The sequence below is a fragment of the Pseudomonas sp. TE3911 genome (genome assembly GCF_054062775.1).
The window spans coordinates 3,346,366-3,363,812 of sequence record NZ_JBSSFP010000001.1; the positions used below are offsets into that span (position 1 = coordinate 3,346,366).

The window sequence follows — 17,447 nt, forward strand, 5'->3', positions numbered from 1 at the left end:
GCTCGACTCTTCTCATTCATCCCGCGTCAGTACTTCCAACAACTCGATCTCAAAGCGCAGATTGCTGTTGGGCTTGATATGCGCGCCCATGGAGCGCTCGCCATAAGCCAGATGCGCCGGCACGTACAACGTACGCACACCACCCACCTGCATGCCCATCAAGCCCTGGTCCCAACCTTTGATGACACGACCGGTACCGATCACACACTGGAACGGCTTGCCCCGCTCCCAAGACGAATCGAACACCGTGCCATCTTCCAAGGTGCCTGTGTATTGAGTGGTGATCAGCGCGCCCTTGACGACGGCTTTGCCGGTGCCAGGGCGGGTGTCGGTGATCTGGAGTTCGTTGTTGCTCATGGGGGTTCTCGTTGAAGGCGTAGAGGGTGGGTTTTTCCCAGAATTGGGTGGGATTGGCAAGTGTGGGAACCGTTGACTTCGAAAGTTTCCCTTCGGCCTACGCATAAACACAACATACCCTAACCAAAAATCACATCCTGCTTATTTTCTTCCGTACTGCTCACGCTCAACCTATAAAACAACCCATTCAAATAGCAGATAAAAATGACCATCGGATCTAATTTTAACTATCCCGCGGACATCGCTGAGCGACATCATCGAGAAAAGCGCTCCACCGATAATAAATGGAGAGGTACGTTCCCGAACCCGCCAGATTTGTGCTTTGACTATCGTGCTTTAGTAGAACAGGAAAACGGCATCGCCACAGCGACTGATACCCTACATAAAATATGTATTATCGGCGCCGGAGTCACCGGTTTAACAACAGCGCGAGAATTACATAGATGCGGCTTCACAAACATTACATTAATTGAAAAATCACAGCGTATTGGTGGTAGACATCTGACAGCGCTCGGAAAACATAATACGAATACCACCGGGCGGCCTCCGTTTGAGATGGGCGCAATGAGGATGCCCTTTTTCAACAAGTCAAACGAGCATCCGAAAGACGGTCGCTCGCTCATGGCCTATTACGCCAAAGAGTTCGAACTTGTCCATTCTGATTTCCCAAATCCTGGCAGCCCTACAGTCCAATCAACGGGAATATATCTGCGAGAGGGGAGCTTGGAGGGGGGCACAGAACCGACGATGCTAATCTGGAAAAATACGGATGGTAAAACAGCGCCGCCCGGTGAGTTATTGGGTGTCGTCTTTGCTAAGTGGACAACATTTGCCGAGCGCATGACGCTAAAGGTATCAGAGCATTATGGCTCCATAGGCTGGGAAAGCATGTGGTCTTCTATAGTCAAAAAATACGAAGGCATTTCATTCCGTGACTTGGTAAAGGTGCCCGTCATAAACCATTGGCGCCAAAATGACCCTGGCAACTTTGGAGGAATGGGCATGACTTCGCAAGAATCTGCGATTTTCTACTCTATAGGAATTGGAGATGGCAGTTGGGGAGCCTTCTATGATGTTTGCTCGATATATCCCCTACGCACTGCAATATTTGGTTTTAGTAGCCATCTTCAGTTGATCCACGGACGTGTGGATGCGAAGGGAGTACCTGTCGCCTCACCTTACCTGGAAGCTTCAGAAACATACGACTCAGAGGGTCTTCGCTTCAACAAACCAAACTATGTAGGGCTTGCCTCTCTCGCCGAGTCCCTACTTTTTATAAAACCGGATGAAGTGAAGGAATCACTTTACGAGCACTTAATCAAAAGCCCCACAGGCTTACTAACCAGCAGCACCGTAATAAAGCTTGAAAAACTTGAGAATGGAAAGATAAGAGTTTACTTCGACCGTAGCGCCACACACCTAGACAAGGCCAAAACCAACTTCGTCGATGCAGACTCCGTTGTAATTACCCTTCCTTCATGGCTGATAGAAACACAAATATCACTCGAGAATTTTAGTCCAGAACTATTGCCATACGAAACAATCTCCGCTTACAAAACAGCACATTGGGAAACGAGTTGCAAAGTATATGCCCCACTCAAAAAATCATTTCTCTCACACAACAAAAACATACCTCAAGCTATTGTTACCGACAGCTTTATACATGACGTCTACATGTATCGCTACAACGACAACAGCACCTACGACTGCATACTCTTAAGCTATACCTGGAAAGATGACGCTACAAAACTATCATTATTCAACGATAAGGAGCTCGTCGACAAATGCATAGAAGAGCTAGACAGAATTCTTTTAAAGTCGGCAAATATAAAAGAAATTATCTCGCCTTACATCGGGCGCGAACAAGCAGTTGTTCAGCGGTGGATGAATGATAAAAACTCCCTTGGTTGTGCGAAACTATATCGGGCAGGTACCTACTACGACGCTGTAGGCCTTATGAAATACAATAGAGACTTCTCTCACGTATCGGGCCTTTATTTTTGCGGCGAATCTTTCTCTGTTGATGCCGGGTGGACAGAGCCGTGTTTCAGAGGAGCCATCGATACTGTAATTAATATCTGCAGCAAAACCCGAGCAAACTTCAACGGTGGTTTCAGCCTGCGTGACTATCCTGAGTACAGAACGGAGAGCTAAATCAAAGTATAAGAAAGCGACTACAACGCAACAGGAACCATCTGACTACCCTTTAAACACTTCATCGCCTCTTATAAACATCCAACCAACCCCGGTTGCATAAAAATAAGAGGTCAACCCATGAGCGAACCAACAAGCCCTGCCCGCGTCGCCGTCATTCAGTTCGATCCCCAGGTGGGCGTGCGCAATCGAAGTGAAAACCTACGGCAGAGCCTCGTGCTGGCCACCGAAGCAGCAAACGGCGGTGCCAATCTGATCGTACTGCCCGAGCTTTCCAACTGCGGGTACTTCTTCAGCAGTCGCCAAGACGCCTTTGATCATGCGGAGACGGTACCCAGCGGGCAGAGCATGCGGGAGTGGATAGATTTTGCCCGTCAGCACAACGTGTATCTGGTGGCCGGTCTTAGCGAGATCGACGGGATGCAGCTGTTCAACACCGCGGTATTGATAGGTCCCGGTGGGTTTATAGGCAAGTACCGCAAGGCCCATTTGTGGAACCTGGAAAAACTCTGGTTCACCCCTGGAGATACAGGATTTCCGGTATTCGAAACGCCGATTGGTCGCATCGGCCTGCTGATTTGCTGGGACATCTGGTTCCCTGAGGTACCGCGCATTCTCAGTCAGCAAGGTGCCGATATCATTTGCAGTCTGAACAACTGGGTGTGGACGCCACCACCTCTTTTCGATGACGCCGGAAAGTGCATGGCGTCGTATTTGACGATGACAGCAGCCCATGTGAACAACGTGTTTATCGCTGCCGCCAGCCGCATCGGTGAGGAGCGGGATGCGCGCTACCTTGGATGCTCGCTGATCGCAGGAACCAATGGCTGGCCGATCGGCGCAGTAGCATCGGCAAATCGTCAGGAGATTTTGTTCGCCGATATCGACATCACCAGCGCCCGCAGCGCACCGATCTGGAACAGTCTCAACGATCTGCAAAGAGACCGACGCCATGATCTTTACGATCAGATGCTCGGATATTCCAAACACTCTGCCCTGCCTCGCTGAAAAGAGGGCATGCCATGGAAACCTTATTTGCCAAAAAAACCTTAACTGGCTCAAGAGCCGATACTACGGTTCTCATCGTAGGCTTGATCGTCAGCTCGCTGGTGCTGTGGGTCGTATTCAGCCATCGAGGCTCCTGGCCGGGATACAGCGAGATGATTACAGGCTTCCCCCATCCGGCCGCCTGGTTGCGGTGGGTAGTGGGAGATATCAGCGAGGTTGCCTTCTATAAACATGAACTTGCATCACTTGGCCTGTTGAGCGGCGCTTACCTGGCATGGTGGGCGAGCAAACGCGAAAAAGCCTGGCAGGGTTTTTCCATTTGCTATGGCAGCGGATTATGGCCTTGGCTGATAACAAGTTCTTTGATCGGGTTGCTGCTAAGCAACGTGCTGTGGGGTTGGAGCGTCACCGTCGAAACCTGGCAGCCAACATTTGCGGCGTTTGTTTCGTTGCCAGCCGCGATGGTGTTGATGTTTGGCGGGGGTTGGAAAGTCGCACTCAATGGTGCGGTGCTGGGCGCGTTGCTGGTTACACCGGCGTGCCTACTGATCGTCAATTTCGTGTGCATTCCATTGGGATTGCCGGCAGTTATCGGTAATGTGCTTGGAATGGCGTCTGGAAGCGTTATCGCGTTTGCACTGTGTCGCCGAGTGCCCTCGTTGGTGCGTTCAGACTACATCGCCCCCATCAGGCCATCACCCACTCCACCGCAATCGTATGGCGTAATCTGGAGCCTGCGCCGAGTGTTGGCGGACTTTTCCGAAGCGCCGTTTTTCGGGAATGAGCTAGCCAGCCTCGGGCTGTTAGCCGGGGTATTGCTCGCCTATGCACTCAACCCCATGAGTCCGGCCTATGGTTCAGGCTTGCTTCTACACTTGCTAGGTGCGCAGGCACTGACTTCTGCCATCGGGGTCGTGATCTGGCGACGCCAATGGATCAAGCGGGGTTGGTATCCAACCTATGTTCCGTTGGTATCTGTGGTACCCGCAGCCGTACTTACCCATGGTGGCAGTTGGATGGTGATTGGCTCTAGTGCAATGCTCGGCGCACTGATCGCACCACCATTGGCCTGTGCCATCGCATCTAAGTTGCCTGCTCACTTTCATCCGTACATCGGCAATGTGATGTCGATGGCATTGAGTACGTTGATGATTGTGCCGGTAGTAGGATGGTTGGGAACTTGACGGACGTGGGGGTCGATCGGTTGCCGAGATGCATGCGGCCGCATTAAGCAAGTACGCTTCAAGCAATACCCTGTGGCGAGTGAGCGTACCCGCTTGCCATAGGGATAACAGCAACCCTGTAAAGCCACTGACAAAATCGACTCCAGAACCTCGCCCCAAGCATCCTTGCACCTCGCATAGTGCTCCGCATACGTCTACGAACGCGCCTGCACAAGAGAGAAGTATCAGTTAGACGCCTTTGCTTGCGCTCTAATGTCACCTTTGCGTGATGCGCGTAACAAGGTCGCCCGTTTACGCGCATCACCATCAGGTCGAGCGTAGCTTCAACCCGTAAAGCGGCGTCCCTGCCACCTTATCGCCGGCCTTAAGCCAACGGCACGCGACGGTTAGTCAATGCCATGCGCCCTACAAAGAAGCTCAACGCCGCACCCAGCAACAGCATCGCCAGCGTGCTCCAGGCCGCGCGGGACAATTGCTTGGCCGCGACTTCACCTGCTTCACGGGCCTTCTGCTCAGCCTGCTGTTTCAGCTCGTCAACCTTCTGCATGGCTTGCTGATAAGCCTGGGCATAGTTGTCGACGATCTGTGTGGCTTCTTCCTTGCTCTTGCCGGTACGGGCAGCAACGATATTGACCAAGGCTTCTTTGTCAGCCGCGTTAAGCGCTGGCTCACCGGAGGCTTTGACGCGCTCAAACCACTGCTTCAGCGCATCGCCGGCCTGGGCAGGATCGGTCGCTGCGGTAGTCGCTGTCTGCTTGCCATCGGCGGCAGCCTGGTCGGTTTTCTGCTCGACATTGGCCGGGTCCAGCTCAGGCTTGCCGCTTTGCTTGAGCAAGGTGTCCAGTTCGCCTTGCAGGCTTTTCCAGTCCAGCTGGATGCCCTGCTCGTTCAGTTGCTGCTTGACGCTATCGCTGATGCCAGGCGCGGCGGCGGCAATCCCGCTACCGGCAGCAGACAAGCCTTTCCCAACCACGTTACCGGCGGTGCCAACCACACTGGCGGCCAAGCCTGCCAACAGCCAGGTGGTAAGCAAGGTGGTGACGGTCCAGGTCAGCACGCCGTGCAGGCCGCCACGATCCGGGGCCGTGCGGCCGGCGACGAAGGCACCCACACCGATGGCAAGTAATGTGGAGACAAACAGCCAGATCCCGGCCCCCGTGCCGAAACCGCTCAGCGGGTTACCGGCTTGCATCGGGTTAACCGCACTGGCACCGATGGCAGTGCCCAACACACTGAGGACCAGGTAGGTCACCAGGGCAATTGCACTACCGGCGAGCACCGAGCTCCAGGACACACGAAACAACGAGCGATTGGTTTCATAGACAGTGGTCATACAGAGGTCCTTCACATGTTGTTGAGGCAAGGCGAAATGCCTTGATGGATGGAGTCTGGCGAAACGACATACGTTCAGTCATGGCCCAAATGCACCAGTGCGCCTGGTGCATTCGCACTCCCCCGTACTCAGTTTCTTTGCACTATCGTGAAGGCAGGATGTCGTACGTCCATGCGCCCCTACACCGGAGAAATCATGACCCAGGATGTACTTGCCAAAGAAACCAACCGCCGCCAACTGCAGCAGATTATCTCCGGGCTCTCCGATGGGATTATCCTCGCGGAAGTCGACCAGACCATCCTGTGGGCCAATGAAGCCGCGCTGACCATGCACGGTGTGGATGACGTGGAGGCACTGGGTGCGAACGCCCAGGCCTACGCCGAGCGTTTTACCCTGCGTTATCGCAATAACCATCCCGTACAGCCGGATAGTTACCCATTGGCCCGCGCGGCGGCAGGCGATGAATTCAGCGACGTGGTGGTGGAAGTCACGCCCATCGCCGAGCCGGACAAAACCTGGGTCCACCGCCTGCGCAGCCTTGTGATCACTGACTCCCACGGCGAGCCGGAGTTACTGGTGTTGATCCTCAGCGACGCCACCGAATGGGCCAGCGCCGAGCAGCGCTTCGAAAAAACCTTCAACGCCAACCCCGCGCCCGCGGTGATTTGCCGCTTGAGCGACCTGCGCTACATCAAGGTCAACCAGGGCTTTTTGGAGATGACCGGCCACAACCGCGACCAGGTCATCGGCAAGTCCGTGTATGAACTGGATGTGCTGGAGCAGGCAGAGCGCAAAGACCTGGCCATCCAGCGCTTGGGCGAAGGCGCGACCATCCCGCAGATGCAGGCCGAACTGAAACTGCCCGAAGGCGGCAGCAAACTGGTGATCGTCGCCGGCCAGCCGCTGGACATGAACGAAGAAGACTGCATGCTGTTTTCGTTCACCGACCTTGAGCCTCGACGCAAGGCCGAAGTGGCCCTGCGCCAAAGTGAAGAACGTTTCGCCAAGTCGTTCCGCCTTACGCCGGTGCCCACGTTGGTGTGTAACGCCGCTAACCGCCAGGTGGTGGACGTCAACGAAGCCTTTATGAACATCACTGGCTATATCAGCGAAGAACTGATCGGTAAGTCCATCGAAGACATCGACTTTATCGACAGCCCCCAGGCAGGCACACAGTTGTTCACCACCCTGGAAAAAGCCGGCAACCTGGATGGCCAGGACCTCAAGGTGCGCAAAAAGGGCAACGAAGTGATCGACTGCGTGGTTTCCGCCGACACCGTGATCATCCAGGACGTGCCCTGCTACCTGCTGGTGCTGATGAACATCACCGAACGCAAGCGCTCGGAACTGGAGTTGGTGGCGGCCATCGAGGAAGTGATGCAGGACGCCTCTTGGTTCAGCCAGACCCTGATCGAAAAGCTGGCTAACGCCAAGAGCGTCAACAGCCCCAACCTGCCTAACGTCAACTTCACCGACCTCACCGCCCGCGAGCGCGATGTGCTGGGCTTGATCTGTGAAGGACTGGCCGACAAAGAGATCGCCTCACGCCTGAAACTGGCGCCCAACACCGTGCGCAACCACGTGGCCACGGTGTACTCCAAATTGGGGGTGCACAGCCGCAGCGCGGCCATCGTTTGGGCCCGCGAACGCGGGCTGTTCGCGAGTGAACTGCGCCTGAAAAACAAGCCCTGACAGTGCAAATGCACTAGTGCAGCTAGTGCGAATTCAACTTATGGCGGGGCGGCGTAAGCAATAACCTTCAAGGCATCGAACTGGATGCCCTGAAGGAACACGCATGTTTACCCTCGCCCAACTGCGAAATTGCATCGAAGAAGGCCTGTCGCCACTGACCTGCGAGTTCACCCTGTGCCGGGATGCGTCCTTGACCCTCAAGGTCTACGACGCCGATACCGGCCGGGTTGATCTGGTGGTTACCGGGATCAGCACCAACCGGCTGCAGACCCCGATAGAAGTGGAAAAAATGGTGGAAGAACTGCGCTACGAACTGCAGTGCAACACCATGGGCAAGCTCACGCTGAATGACTTCCCTTCAACGACGAACCAATGAAATAGAACACACCGCCGGCCACGATAAACATCCCCAGCATGTAGAACATCGTGTGGGCCGGCAGGTTGGCCAGTACCAGCCCACACAACACCGGCCCCAGGGCTGCGCCGAGGTTGGACAGGTTCTGCGCGCCGTAGTACATGCCCCTCAAATGGTCCGGGGCAATCCGGTCGATAAACATGTATTCGGCCGGGAACACGATAATCTCCCCCACCGTGAACACCGCCATTGCCAGGACCCACCACACCACGCTGGTGGACAGCGCAAAGCCGATCAGCCCCAACATGAACATGCTCAAGCCGAAGATGAGCCACTGGCTCAAATGACGGTGTGATATGCGCCGGCCGATCACATATTGCAAAGCGATCACCATTACCGCGTTGGTGGTGAGCACGGCGCTGATCACGGTGTAAGTGTGTTGCGCTGTGGTGGTGATCACCAGGTACTGCGACAGGTAGGCCGTGAACTGGCCGAACACGACTGCACTGAGCACACCGCCCATCGTGAAGCACACCAGCCGACGGTCCTGCAGCAATACACGGCCAACGGCAAGAAACGACACCGGCTTTTGCGCCACGTCCACTGTGGTTAACGTGCGATCGCCCCAGCGCCAATACAGCAGGAAAAACCCCGCCCCCAGCAGCGCCGATAACATAAACGGCAGGCTGATATCCATCTTCGCCACCATCGCACCGAAAAACGGCCCGACCGCGTAGCCAATGTTGGTAAGGGTGTACTTGATGGAAAACACTTCGCTGCGCGCGTCTTCCGGCAGCAGGCTCGCAAAGCCGGCCTTCACCGCAATATCGATGACCGCGTACGCAAGGTTGATCAGGATCAGGCAGCTATAAAACGTCCAGATGTTCTGCGCCACCAGCGTACCAATAAACCCCAGCACAAACAGCACGCTCATCCAGAGCAATAACCGATAGCTGTTGATGCGGTCGACCAGAAAACCGCCATACACGCTGAGCAGCGAGCCGACAATCAACGAGCTGCCGATCACCAGGCCAACTTGCGTGATGTCGAGGGTGAAATGATGGGTGAGGTAGATCACCAAGTAGGGAAACGTAATCGCCTTGGCCAGCGTCAGCAGCAACGTGGCGCTCAGCAACAGGTTAACGGTGCGGGGGTAGTTTCTTATTGTGGCAAGCATCCTGCTCTCATTCTTTGAAGGTAACGCGACCATTGCGGTCGGCTACCTTAACGCAAGAACAAGGCAAAAAGGAGGGTCACTTCTTGACGGGTGTGATCTCCAGAATGGTGCCGTTGGTGGTCTTGAGCAGTACGTATTTATCGCCCACCCGCGCCCATTGGCTTTCGTCCTCGGGCTGCTTGAGACCGCGCTTTTTCCAGTCGCTCACGGCCGACTCCTTGCGCATCAGAATATCCGGCGCGCGATCGCCTTCTTTCAGGTCACGGGTGTTGATGTTGGAAGGTTGCACAGTTTCCTGAGGCGTATCACCGGCCTGTACCACAAAGCTGGCGGTGGACAGGCTGGCGGCGACCAACAGGCAGGCAGCTAGGGTTTTAGACTTCATGGGTGCTCCTTCAATTAATGACACGTACCCAGGTTCGGACCGCGAGGGTTCGCAATCATTCAGCAAAGAACGCGGCTTAAAGACATCTACCGACGACTTCACCGCCCCCATTGCCTCCATGAAATAAAACCTGTAATTTTTCATGAAATTTCTCGATATAAATTTCATGAACCAGCAAGAAGAACTCGACGCCCTGGCGATCCTGATCCACGACCTGCGCAAGCACAAGAAGCTGACCCTCGCCCAACTCGCGCAAAAGATCGAGCGTTCGGTAGGCTTTCTGTCACAGGTGGAACGCGGCCTGTCACGTCCGACCGTGGCGGACCTCACTGCCATCAGCCACGCCCTCGACGTGCCCACCACGTACTTCTACAGCCAGCCCAAACCCAAGGCCATTGACTGGATCACGCGCCCCAACGAGCGGCGCACGGTGTATTACGCCAATGGCATCACCGACATCCTGGTCTCCCCCAGCATGAACGGCGCGTTTTCGATGCTCGACAGCCTGCTTGCTCCCGGTGCCAACAGTGGTGAGCAGACCATGAGCGACCGCGCCGAGCAGGCCGGTTTTGTGCTGGAGGGTGAATTAACACTGTGGGTCGAAGGCGAGGCCGATTCGGTCACCCTCGGCCCTGGCGACAGCTTCCACCTCGCCAGCTTTGCCCATTGCCGCTACGCCAACTTGACTGACCTGCCCGCCCGCGTGTTGTGGGTTTACAACTAGGAGCTGCACCCGTGAAAAGCCATGCCGCCACGTTACTGGCCGAAGTACGGACCTTTCGCCAGAACCACCCCGACGTGCGCTACGTCGACCTGATCGCCCTGGACATCCCCGGGCATTTCTACGGCAAGCGTTATCCCATAGAAATGCTGGAAAAGGTCGCCTCCGGCAGCCCGCTGAAGTTGCCACAGAACGCGGTGCTGCTGGGCGCCCAGGGCGGGTTGTTCAAGATCGGCGATTACTGCTTCAACGACGGCGACCCAGACGCCAACCGCCGCCTGGTGCCGGGCACGCTCAAGCCGGTGAACTGGGAATCGCAGCCCTTGGGCCAGATGTTGATCACCTCGGACGGTACCGACGCGCCGATCGAGTTCGAACCTCGCGAAGTCTTGGCCAAGGTGTTGGAACGCCTGCACCACAAAGGTATTCACCCGGTGGTGGCCTTCGAGCTGGAGTTCTATCTATTCGACAAGAAACTCGACAACGGCCTGCCGCAATTTGCCCGTGACCCACTGAGCGATGACGCCGACGACCAGCCCAACCTGCATATCGAACGGCTGTCACGCTTCAACGATGTACTCGACGATATGGCCCAGACCGCCAAGGACCAGGGCATCGACATCACGGTGATCACCGCCGAACTCGGCCCCGGTCAGTTCGAGATCAACTTCGGCCACCTCGACGACGGCCTGCGCGCCGCCGACTGGGCCGCCCTGTTCTGTCGCAGCACCCGGGGCGTGGCACTCAAACACGGCTACCGCGCCAGTTTCATGGCCAAGCCCTACCTGCAATTTCCCGGCAGCGGCATGCACGTGCATGTCAGCCTCTACGACGGCGCGGGCAACAACCTGCTGGCGGCGCATCAGCAACAACCGCTGCGCCATGCGGTGGCCGGCTGCCTGGAATTACTGCCCCACTGCATGCCGATCTTCTCGCCCAACCACAACGCTTTCCGCCGCCTGGGCGGCACGGTCAACGCTGCCACCCGCGCCTGCTGGGGGTTTGAGGACCGCGACGCGTGCGTGCGCATCCCTGAGTCTGACCCACGCAACCTGCGCATCGAACATCGCCTGGCCAGCGCCGACGCCAACCCGTATTTGGTGCTGGCGGCGATCCTCGTCGGTTTGGAACATGGCCTGGAAGCCAAACAGGAGCCCATCGCGCCACTGAACGAGGACCGCGCCAGCGGCACCGACTTCCCAGTGGAAATGCTTGATGCCGTGCGCGCCATGCAGCATCAGCCAGTATTGCGCGATAAGCTGGGCGCCGAATTTGTCGACGTGTACTGCGAGAACAAACGCCAGGATCACCTGGCCTTCCAGCAAGAGATCCACGCGCGGGAATACCGCTGGTTTCTCTGACTCAACCGCCATGGAATCACCGATGACCGACCAAAGCGCCCCGGCCCTCAAGGAAATCTTCAACGTCGAACGCCTGCAACACATCGCCACTGAAATGACGGCGGTGTATCCCGCGTTCGACGCCAAAGGTTTCCTCAAACACGCCACCGCCGGGCTGGACGAGTTGTCGGTGATGCAGCGCATGGCACGGGTCAGCGAAAGCCTGCACACGGTGATCCCCCTGGATTACCCCAAAAGCCTCAAGCTGCTTTACGCCCTGGCGCCACGCCTGAACAGTGGATTTGTCAGCCTGTTTCTACCGCACTACGTGGCAAGTTACGGCCTGGCTGACTTCGAGCGCTCCATGGCGGCGCTCAAGTACTTCACCACCTTTGGCTCGGCCGAGTTCGCGATAAGACACTTCTTGCTGCACGACTTCGAACGCTCCCTGGCAGTGATGCAGGCGTGGTCCCTGGATGACAACGACCACGTACGCCGCCTGGCCAGCGAAGGCTCGCGGCCCCGTTTGCCATGGTCGTTTCGCCTGACCGAAGTGCAGGCCAACCCAGCGTTATGCGCCTCGATCCTCGACAACCTAAAGGCCGATCCGAGCCTCTACGTGCGCAAGTCCGTGGCCAATCACCTCAACGACATCACCAAGGACCATCCGGAATGGGTGCTCAGCCTGATCGAAGGCTGGAACCTGGATAACCCGCACACTGCCTGGATTGCACGTCATGCGCTGCGCAGCCTGATCAAACAGGGCAACACCCGTGCGCTGACCATCATGGGCGCCGGCGCCAGGGCCGAGGTGACGCTCCATAACTTGAGCGTGACGCCGGCGGTGATCAATCTGGGCGAGCGGATTAACCTGTCGTTCAGCCTGGAATCCACCGCGGCCAGTGCGCAAAAACTGGTGGTGGATTACGCCATCGACTATGTAAAAAGCGCCGGGCATAGCGCGAGCAAGGTGTTCAAGCTCAAGGCGTTTACGCTGGGCGCGGGAGAACGACACAGCCTGCGCCGCGAGCAACATATTCGTGAACTGACTACACGCAAGCACTATCCCGGTCGGCATAGGGTGCATGTCATGGTGAATGGAGAAAGGCTCGGCAGCGCTGAATTCGAATTGCGCGATTAACCCGATGTTTAGCCAACACCGCCGATCAATGTGGGAAGGGGCTTGCCCCCGATAGCGGTGTGTCAGCCAGCCCATCTGGCGACCGGCCCACCGCTACCGAGAGCAAGCCCACTCCCACAGTTTTGCTTCGGTTTCTTCAGGTCGACTCGCCGAGCAACAGTGGCTGCTCCCGCGCGCACAACTCCACCACGTAATCCCACAACACCCGCAGCCGCACCGACTTGTGCAGTTCCCTGCGCGAGCTGATCCAGTAGCTGCGCTGGATCCCCTCCCCCGGCAGCAACGCCACCAACTCCGGATCGCCGGCAGCCATGAAGCACGGCAACACCGCAATGCCCAATCCGGAGCGCGCAGCCTGGTGTTGTGCGATCACGCTGGTGCTGTGAAACACCACTTTGGGGTTACGGCAGAAGCTGCTGAGGAATTTCAGCTCCTGGCTGAACAACAGGTCGTCGACGTAATCGATCCAGGAATGGGCAGCGAGGTCTTCGCGTTTTTCGATGGCAGGGTTGCGGTCCAGGTAAGCGCGGCTGGCGTAAAGGGCCAGGCGGTAATCGGTGAGTTTGCGGGTGACCAGTTGGTCGACGCTGGGGCGTTCGAGGTGGATGCTGATTTCCGCTTCGCGATTGAGGATGCTGACAAAGCGCGGCACCGCCACCAGTTCCACTTCCAATCCCGGATAACGTTCAAACAGCCCGCCCATGCGACTGGCGAGAAACATCACGCCCAGGCCTTCAGCCACGCCGAGGCGGATCTTGCCCAGCGGCGCGGCGGAATGCGTGAGTTCGTCTTCGGCCAGCAGCGCAACGTTTTCCATGGCTTCAGCGTGTTTGAGCAGGGCCTCGCCGGAAGGCGTCAGTTCGTAGCCTTGGGCGTGCTGCACGAACAGCGCGGTGCCGAGGCTTTTTTCGATGGCCTCGATATGCCTGGCCACGGTGGCGTGGGTGGTTTTCAGGCGCTGCGCGGCAGTAAGCAGACGACCACTGCGCTGGAGCTCAAGAAAGAACCGTAGGTCATTCCAGTCGAACATATCGCCTCCATTCAATCAGCCAGGGCAACGCTGTTTAAAAACGCACAGCAGCTGGGTAAAAACTAACATTTTTAAGACGAAAACTAACAACTAGGATGGAACCAATAAGAAAAACAAGCGAGGCCTCAGATGCCCATTGCAGCTGCACAATACGATTACGTGGTAGTAGGTGCCGGCCCCGCAGGCTGCCTGCTGGCCAATCGACTGTCCGCCAACCCTGCCCACCGCGTGCTCCTGCTCGAAGCCGGTGGCCGCGACAATTACCCCTGGATCCACATCCCCGTCGGCTACCTCTTCTGCATCGGCAACCCACGCACCGACTGGTGCTTCAAGACCGAAGCCCAAGAAGGGCTGCAAGGCCGTGCCCTGAGTTACCCGCGCGGCAAGGTGCTGGGCGGCTGCTCGTCCATCAACGGCATGATCTACATGCGCGGCCAGGCCCAGGATTACGACGGCTGGGCGGCGCAAGGTAACCCGGGCTGGGCCTGGAAAGATGTGCTGCCACTGTTCAAGCAGAGCGAAAACCACTTTGCCGGTGGCTCGGAATTCCACAGCGACGGCGGTGAATGGCGGGTCGAGCAGCAGCGCCTGTCGTGGCCGATCCTGGATGCATTTCGTGAGGCGGCAGCGCAAAGCGGCATCGCCGCTATCAATGACTTCAACCAGGGCGATAACGAGGGCTGCGGTTACTTCCAGGTCAACCAGAAAGCCGGCGTGCGCTGGAACGCGGCCAAGGCGTTTCTCAAGCCTATCCGCCAACGTCCCAACCTCACCGTGCTGACAGAAGTCGAAGTCGACCGCGTGGTCCTGGAAAACGGTCGCGCCTCGGCGGTGGTCGGGCGTCAAAACGGTCAGCAGATGAGTTGGAAGGCGTGCAAGGAGATCGTGCTGTGCGCCGGTTCCGTGGGCTCGCCAGGCATTCTGCAACGTTCAGGCATCGGCCCATCCAGCGTACTCAAGCCTCTGGGCATTGATGTGCTGCATGAACTGCCTGGCGTTGGCGGCAACTTGCAGGATCACCTGCAACTGCGGCTGATCTACAAGCTGGAAAAAGCCCGCACCCTGAACCAGATCGCTGGCACCGTGTGGGGCAAAATGGGCATGGGACTGCGCTACCTGTACGACCGCAGCGGCCCGCTGTCGATGGCGCCCAGTCAGCTCGGCGCGTTTGCCCGCTCCGGCCCGGAACAAACCTCGGCCAACCTCGAATACCACGTGCAGCCGCTATCCCTGGAGCGCTTCGGCGAGCCGCTTCACGCGTTCCCGGCATTCACCGCCTCGGTGTGTGATCTGCGTCCGCAAAGCCGTGGCCGTATTGATATCCGCTCGGCAAACCCGGCGGATGCGCCGCTGATACAACCCAACTACCTCAGCCATCCGCAAGACTTGCGCGTGGCCGCCGACGCGATTCGCCTGACCCGACGCATCGTCGCTGCCCCCGCCCTGAGCCAGTTCAAGCCGGTGGAGTATCTGCCCGGTGACTCGCTGCAAACCGAAGAGGAGCTGCACGAAGCCGCCGCCCGTATCGGCACCACGATTTTCCACCCGGTGGGCACTTGCCGCATGGGCAGCGACAAAGACGCCGTGGTCGATGCGCAACTGCGGGTGCATGGCGTGCCCGGCCTGCGCATCGCCGATGCCTCGATCATGCCGCGCATTACGTCCGGCAATACCTGTTCACCGACGCTGATGATCGCGGAAAAGGCCGCGCAGCTGATCCTTTCGCCGAACACAAGGAGTCTCGCCCCGGAGAAAAGAACTGGTTCATGCAATCTGAATAGCGGCGCCAAACCTGGCGCCGACAGTGGAACAACAATAAATAATCACTGTGAGGGCTACCCGATGTCAGAACACGCTCAAACCCTGGGCTCGACGAGAGACGCGAGCGCCAGCAACGACTCCAAGAAGGTCATCTTCGCCTCGTCCCTTGGGACGGTGTTCGAGTGGTATGACTTTTTCCTCTACGGCGCGCTGGCGGCCGTGATCAGCAAGCAGTTCTTTGCCGGGGTCAACGACACCACGGCATTTATCTTTGCCTTGATGGCCTTTGCAGCCGGCTTTGTGGTGCGCCCGTTCGGCGCGCTGGTGTTCGGCCGTCTGGGCGATATGATCGGGCGCAAGTACACGTTCCTGGTGACTATCATCCTGATGGGTGTCGCCACCTTCTGCGTCGGTTTGCTGCCGACCTACGCCAGCATCGGCATTGCGGCGCCGATCATTCTCATCGTGCTGCGCATGCTGCAAGGCCTGGCGTTGGGCGGTGAATACGGCGGCGCGGCGACCTATGTGGCCGAGCATGCACCCGCCGGCAAACGTGGCTTCCATACCAGTTGGATTCAGTCCACCGCTACCCTCGGCCTGCTGCTGTCGCTGCTGGTGGTGCTGGCCTGCCGCTACTTCACCGGCGACCAGTTCGAAGTGTGGGGCTGGCGCATTCCGTTCCTGTTTTCCATCGTACTGCTGGGCATTTCCACCTGGATCCGCATGAGCCTGCACGAGTCGCCGGCCTTCCTGAAGATGAAAGAGGAAGGCAAGGCCAGCAAGGCGCCGATCCGCGAGTCCTTCGGCAAATGGGAAAACCTCAAGGTCGTGCTGATTGCGCTGTTCAGTATTAACGGCGGGCAAGCGGTGACCTTCTACGCGGCGCAGTTTTACGTGCTGTTCTTCCTCACCCAATTCCTGAAGATGGACCCTGCATTGGCCAACATGCTGCTGATCATCAGCGTGGTAATCGGCGCGCCGTTCTTTATCTTCTTTGGCTGGCTGTCGGACAAAGTCGGGCGCAAGCCGGTGCTGATGCTCGGCCTGCTGCTGGCTACCTTGCTGTACTTCCCGATCTTCAAGAGCCTGGCGCACTACACCAACCCGGCGATGGACCAGGCCAGTACCCAGGCCCCGATCACCGTACTGGCCGACCCAGCCACCTGTACCTTCCAGTTCGACCCCGTGGGCAAGGCAAAATTTGACAGCCCGTGCGACAAGGTCAAGACCTTCCTGGTCAAGCAAGGCCTGCCCTACAGCAGCGCCGCCGCCCCCGCCGGCAGCCCGGTGCAGGTGAGCGTGGGCGACGTGCGTATCGACGGTTTTGACGAAAAAGCCCTGCGTGGCGCGGTAACCTTGGCCGGTTACCCGACTTCGGCGGATGTGGCTCAGGTCAACAAAGTCATGGTGGTGGTACTGATCGTTGCGCTGATCCTGATCGCGGCCATGTGCTACGGCCCGCTGGCGGCCCTGATGGTGGAACTGTTCCCGACGCGTATCCGCTACACCTCGATGTCACTGCCATACCACATCGGTAACGGCTGGTTTGGCGGGTTCCTGCCGACCGTGTCGTTTGCGCTGGTGGTGTACACAGGGGATATCTTCTACGGCTTGTGGTACCCGGTGGTGATTACCGGGGTGAGCCTGATTGTCGGGCTGTTCTTCCTCAAAGAAACGCGGCATGTGGATATCGATAACAACTGATCTACAGAACGGCGACAGTCCCCTGTGGGAGGGGACTTGCTCCCGATAACAGTGGTTCCGTCACCGTTGCAGTGACTGATAGACCACAATCGGGAGCAACCCCCC

General features: G+C 57.6%; 14 protein-coding genes and 1 pseudogene. 10 read left to right on the top strand and 5 right to left on the bottom strand.

The annotated features are described in order from the left end of the window. Positions 1-12 precede the first annotated feature (12 nt). Positions 13-357: an FKBP-type peptidyl-prolyl cis-trans isomerase gene (locus ACVWXD_RS15025; RefSeq protein ID WP_095186520.1), complete on the bottom strand. Its 345-nt coding sequence runs from the start codon at positions 355-357 to the stop codon at positions 13-15. 204 nt (positions 358-561) lie between these two features. On the opposite strand from ACVWXD_RS15025, the gene ACVWXD_RS15030 reads away from it, so the two are divergent. The 3 genes from ACVWXD_RS15030 (at position 562) to ACVWXD_RS15040 (ending at position 4,703) form a co-directional block, all read left to right on the top strand. Continuing rightward, positions 562-2,511 (top strand): flavin monoamine oxidase family protein, encoded by a 1,950-nt coding sequence (locus tag ACVWXD_RS15030; protein WP_457371149.1) that lies wholly within the window; start codon positions 562-564, stop codon positions 2,509-2,511. Positions 2,512-2,631: 120 nt separating this feature from the next. Further along, complete coding sequence (locus ACVWXD_RS15035; RefSeq protein ID WP_099603168.1) at positions 2,632-3,519, top strand: nitrilase family protein; 888 nt, start codon at positions 2,632-2,634, stop codon at positions 3,517-3,519. 14 nt (positions 3,520-3,533) lie between these two features. After that, entirely contained in the window at positions 3,534-4,703 is a 1,170-nt protein-coding gene (locus tag ACVWXD_RS15040; RefSeq protein ID WP_206073153.1) for a hypothetical protein, read from the top strand. A gap of 364 nt (positions 4,704-5,067) precedes the next feature. Here ACVWXD_RS15040 and ACVWXD_RS15045 read toward each other — a convergent pair whose 3' ends face one another. After that, positions 5,068-6,036: a hypothetical protein gene (locus ACVWXD_RS15045; protein ID WP_032886629.1), complete on the bottom strand. Its 969-nt coding sequence runs from the start codon at positions 6,034-6,036 to the stop codon at positions 5,068-5,070. Positions 6,037-6,231: 195 nt separating this feature from the next. Here ACVWXD_RS15045 and ACVWXD_RS15050 point away from each other — a divergent pair, with 195 nt between their 5' ends. Continuing rightward, positions 6,232-7,728 (top strand): PAS domain S-box protein, encoded by a 1,497-nt coding sequence (locus ACVWXD_RS15050; protein ID WP_095186527.1) that lies wholly within the window; start codon positions 6,232-6,234, stop codon positions 7,726-7,728. Between the two features lie 103 nt (positions 7,729-7,831). After that, positions 7,832-8,104, top strand: coding sequence for a DUF1652 domain-containing protein (locus ACVWXD_RS15055; RefSeq protein WP_032886630.1), 273 nt, complete (start codon positions 7,832-7,834; stop codon positions 8,102-8,104). Here the strand turns inward: ACVWXD_RS15055 and ACVWXD_RS15060 are convergent. Together ACVWXD_RS15060 and ACVWXD_RS15065 are read right to left on the bottom strand one after the other, a co-directional pair. Beyond that, positions 8,067-9,260, bottom strand: coding sequence for an MFS transporter (locus tag ACVWXD_RS15060; protein WP_181644280.1), 1,194 nt, complete (start codon positions 9,258-9,260; stop codon positions 8,067-8,069). The two genes, ACVWXD_RS15055 and ACVWXD_RS15060, sit on opposite strands and share 38 nt — an antisense overlap. 76 nt (positions 9,261-9,336) lie before the next feature. Next, a complete protein-coding gene (locus ACVWXD_RS15065) occupies positions 9,337-9,645 on the bottom strand; it encodes an RcnB family protein (protein ID WP_032886633.1) in 309 nt (102 codons plus the stop codon). A gap of 166 nt (positions 9,646-9,811) precedes the next feature. Between ACVWXD_RS15065 and ACVWXD_RS15070 the strand changes: the two genes are divergently transcribed. The 3 genes from ACVWXD_RS15070 to ACVWXD_RS15080 are packed head-to-tail and all read left to right on the top strand — an operon-like array spanning position 9,812 to position 12,847. Next, positions 9,812-10,369: a helix-turn-helix domain-containing protein gene (locus ACVWXD_RS15070; RefSeq protein WP_032886635.1), complete on the top strand. Its 558-nt coding sequence runs from the start codon at positions 9,812-9,814 to the stop codon at positions 10,367-10,369. Positions 10,370-10,380: 11 nt separating this feature from the next. Then, complete coding sequence (locus ACVWXD_RS15075; protein ID WP_122753696.1) at positions 10,381-11,727, top strand: glutamine synthetase family protein; 1,347 nt, start codon at positions 10,381-10,383, stop codon at positions 11,725-11,727. Between the two features lie 22 nt (positions 11,728-11,749). After that, positions 11,750-12,847, top strand: coding sequence for a DNA alkylation repair protein (locus tag ACVWXD_RS15080; protein WP_122756075.1), 1,098 nt, complete (start codon positions 11,750-11,752; stop codon positions 12,845-12,847). Between the two features lie 136 nt (positions 12,848-12,983). On the opposite strand, the gene ACVWXD_RS15085 is transcribed toward ACVWXD_RS15080, so the two are convergent. Continuing rightward, entirely contained in the window at positions 12,984-13,877 is an 894-nt protein-coding gene (locus tag ACVWXD_RS15085) for a LysR family transcriptional regulator (RefSeq protein ID WP_032886642.1), read from the bottom strand. 129 nt (positions 13,878-14,006) lie between these two features. Between ACVWXD_RS15085 and ACVWXD_RS15090 the strand changes: the two are divergent. Both ACVWXD_RS15090 and ACVWXD_RS15095 read left to right on the top strand, forming a co-directional pair. Beyond that, positions 14,007-15,515 (top strand): annotated as a pseudogene (locus ACVWXD_RS15090) (GMC family oxidoreductase); the annotation flags it as partial. 204 nt (positions 15,516-15,719) lie between these two features. Then, on the top strand, positions 15,720-17,342 hold the full coding sequence (locus ACVWXD_RS15095) for an MFS transporter (RefSeq protein WP_032886646.1): 1,623 nt from the start codon (positions 15,720-15,722) through the stop codon (positions 17,340-17,342). Positions 17,343-17,447: the final 105 nt, after the last annotated feature.

What these genes read in the sequence shown, in the direction of transcription:
- ACVWXD_RS15025 (WP_095186520.1), bottom strand. Translation starts at nt 357, where the DNA reads ATGAGCAACAACGAACTCCAGATCACCGACACCCGCCCTGGCACCGGC.
- ACVWXD_RS15030 (WP_457371149.1), top strand. Translation starts at nt 562, where the DNA reads ATGACCATCGGATCTAATTTTAACTATCCCGCGGACATCGCTGAGCGA.
- ACVWXD_RS15035 (WP_099603168.1), top strand. Translation starts at nt 2,632, where the DNA reads ATGAGCGAACCAACAAGCCCTGCCCGCGTCGCCGTCATTCAGTTCGAT.
- ACVWXD_RS15040 (WP_206073153.1), top strand. Translation starts at nt 3,534, where the DNA reads ATGGAAACCTTATTTGCCAAAAAAACCTTAACTGGCTCAAGAGCCGAT.
- ACVWXD_RS15045 (WP_032886629.1), bottom strand. Translation starts at nt 6,036, where the DNA reads ATGACCACTGTCTATGAAACCAATCGCTCGTTGTTTCGTGTGTCCTGG.
- ACVWXD_RS15050 (WP_095186527.1), top strand. Translation starts at nt 6,232, where the DNA reads ATGACCCAGGATGTACTTGCCAAAGAAACCAACCGCCGCCAACTGCAG.
- ACVWXD_RS15055 (WP_032886630.1), top strand. Translation starts at nt 7,832, where the DNA reads ATGTTTACCCTCGCCCAACTGCGAAATTGCATCGAAGAAGGCCTGTCG.
- ACVWXD_RS15060 (WP_181644280.1), bottom strand. Translation starts at nt 9,260, where the DNA reads ATGCTTGCCACAATAAGAAACTACCCCCGCACCGTTAACCTGTTGCTG.
- ACVWXD_RS15065 (WP_032886633.1), bottom strand. Translation starts at nt 9,645, where the DNA reads ATGAAGTCTAAAACCCTAGCTGCCTGCCTGTTGGTCGCCGCCAGCCTG.
- ACVWXD_RS15070 (WP_032886635.1), top strand. Translation starts at nt 9,812, where the DNA reads ATGAACCAGCAAGAAGAACTCGACGCCCTGGCGATCCTGATCCACGAC.
- ACVWXD_RS15080 (WP_122756075.1), top strand. Translation starts at nt 11,750, where the DNA reads ATGACCGACCAAAGCGCCCCGGCCCTCAAGGAAATCTTCAACGTCGAA.
- ACVWXD_RS15085 (WP_032886642.1), bottom strand. Translation starts at nt 13,877, where the DNA reads ATGTTCGACTGGAATGACCTACGGTTCTTTCTTGAGCTCCAGCGCAGT.
- ACVWXD_RS15095 (WP_032886646.1), top strand. Translation starts at nt 15,720, where the DNA reads ATGTCAGAACACGCTCAAACCCTGGGCTCGACGAGAGACGCGAGCGCC.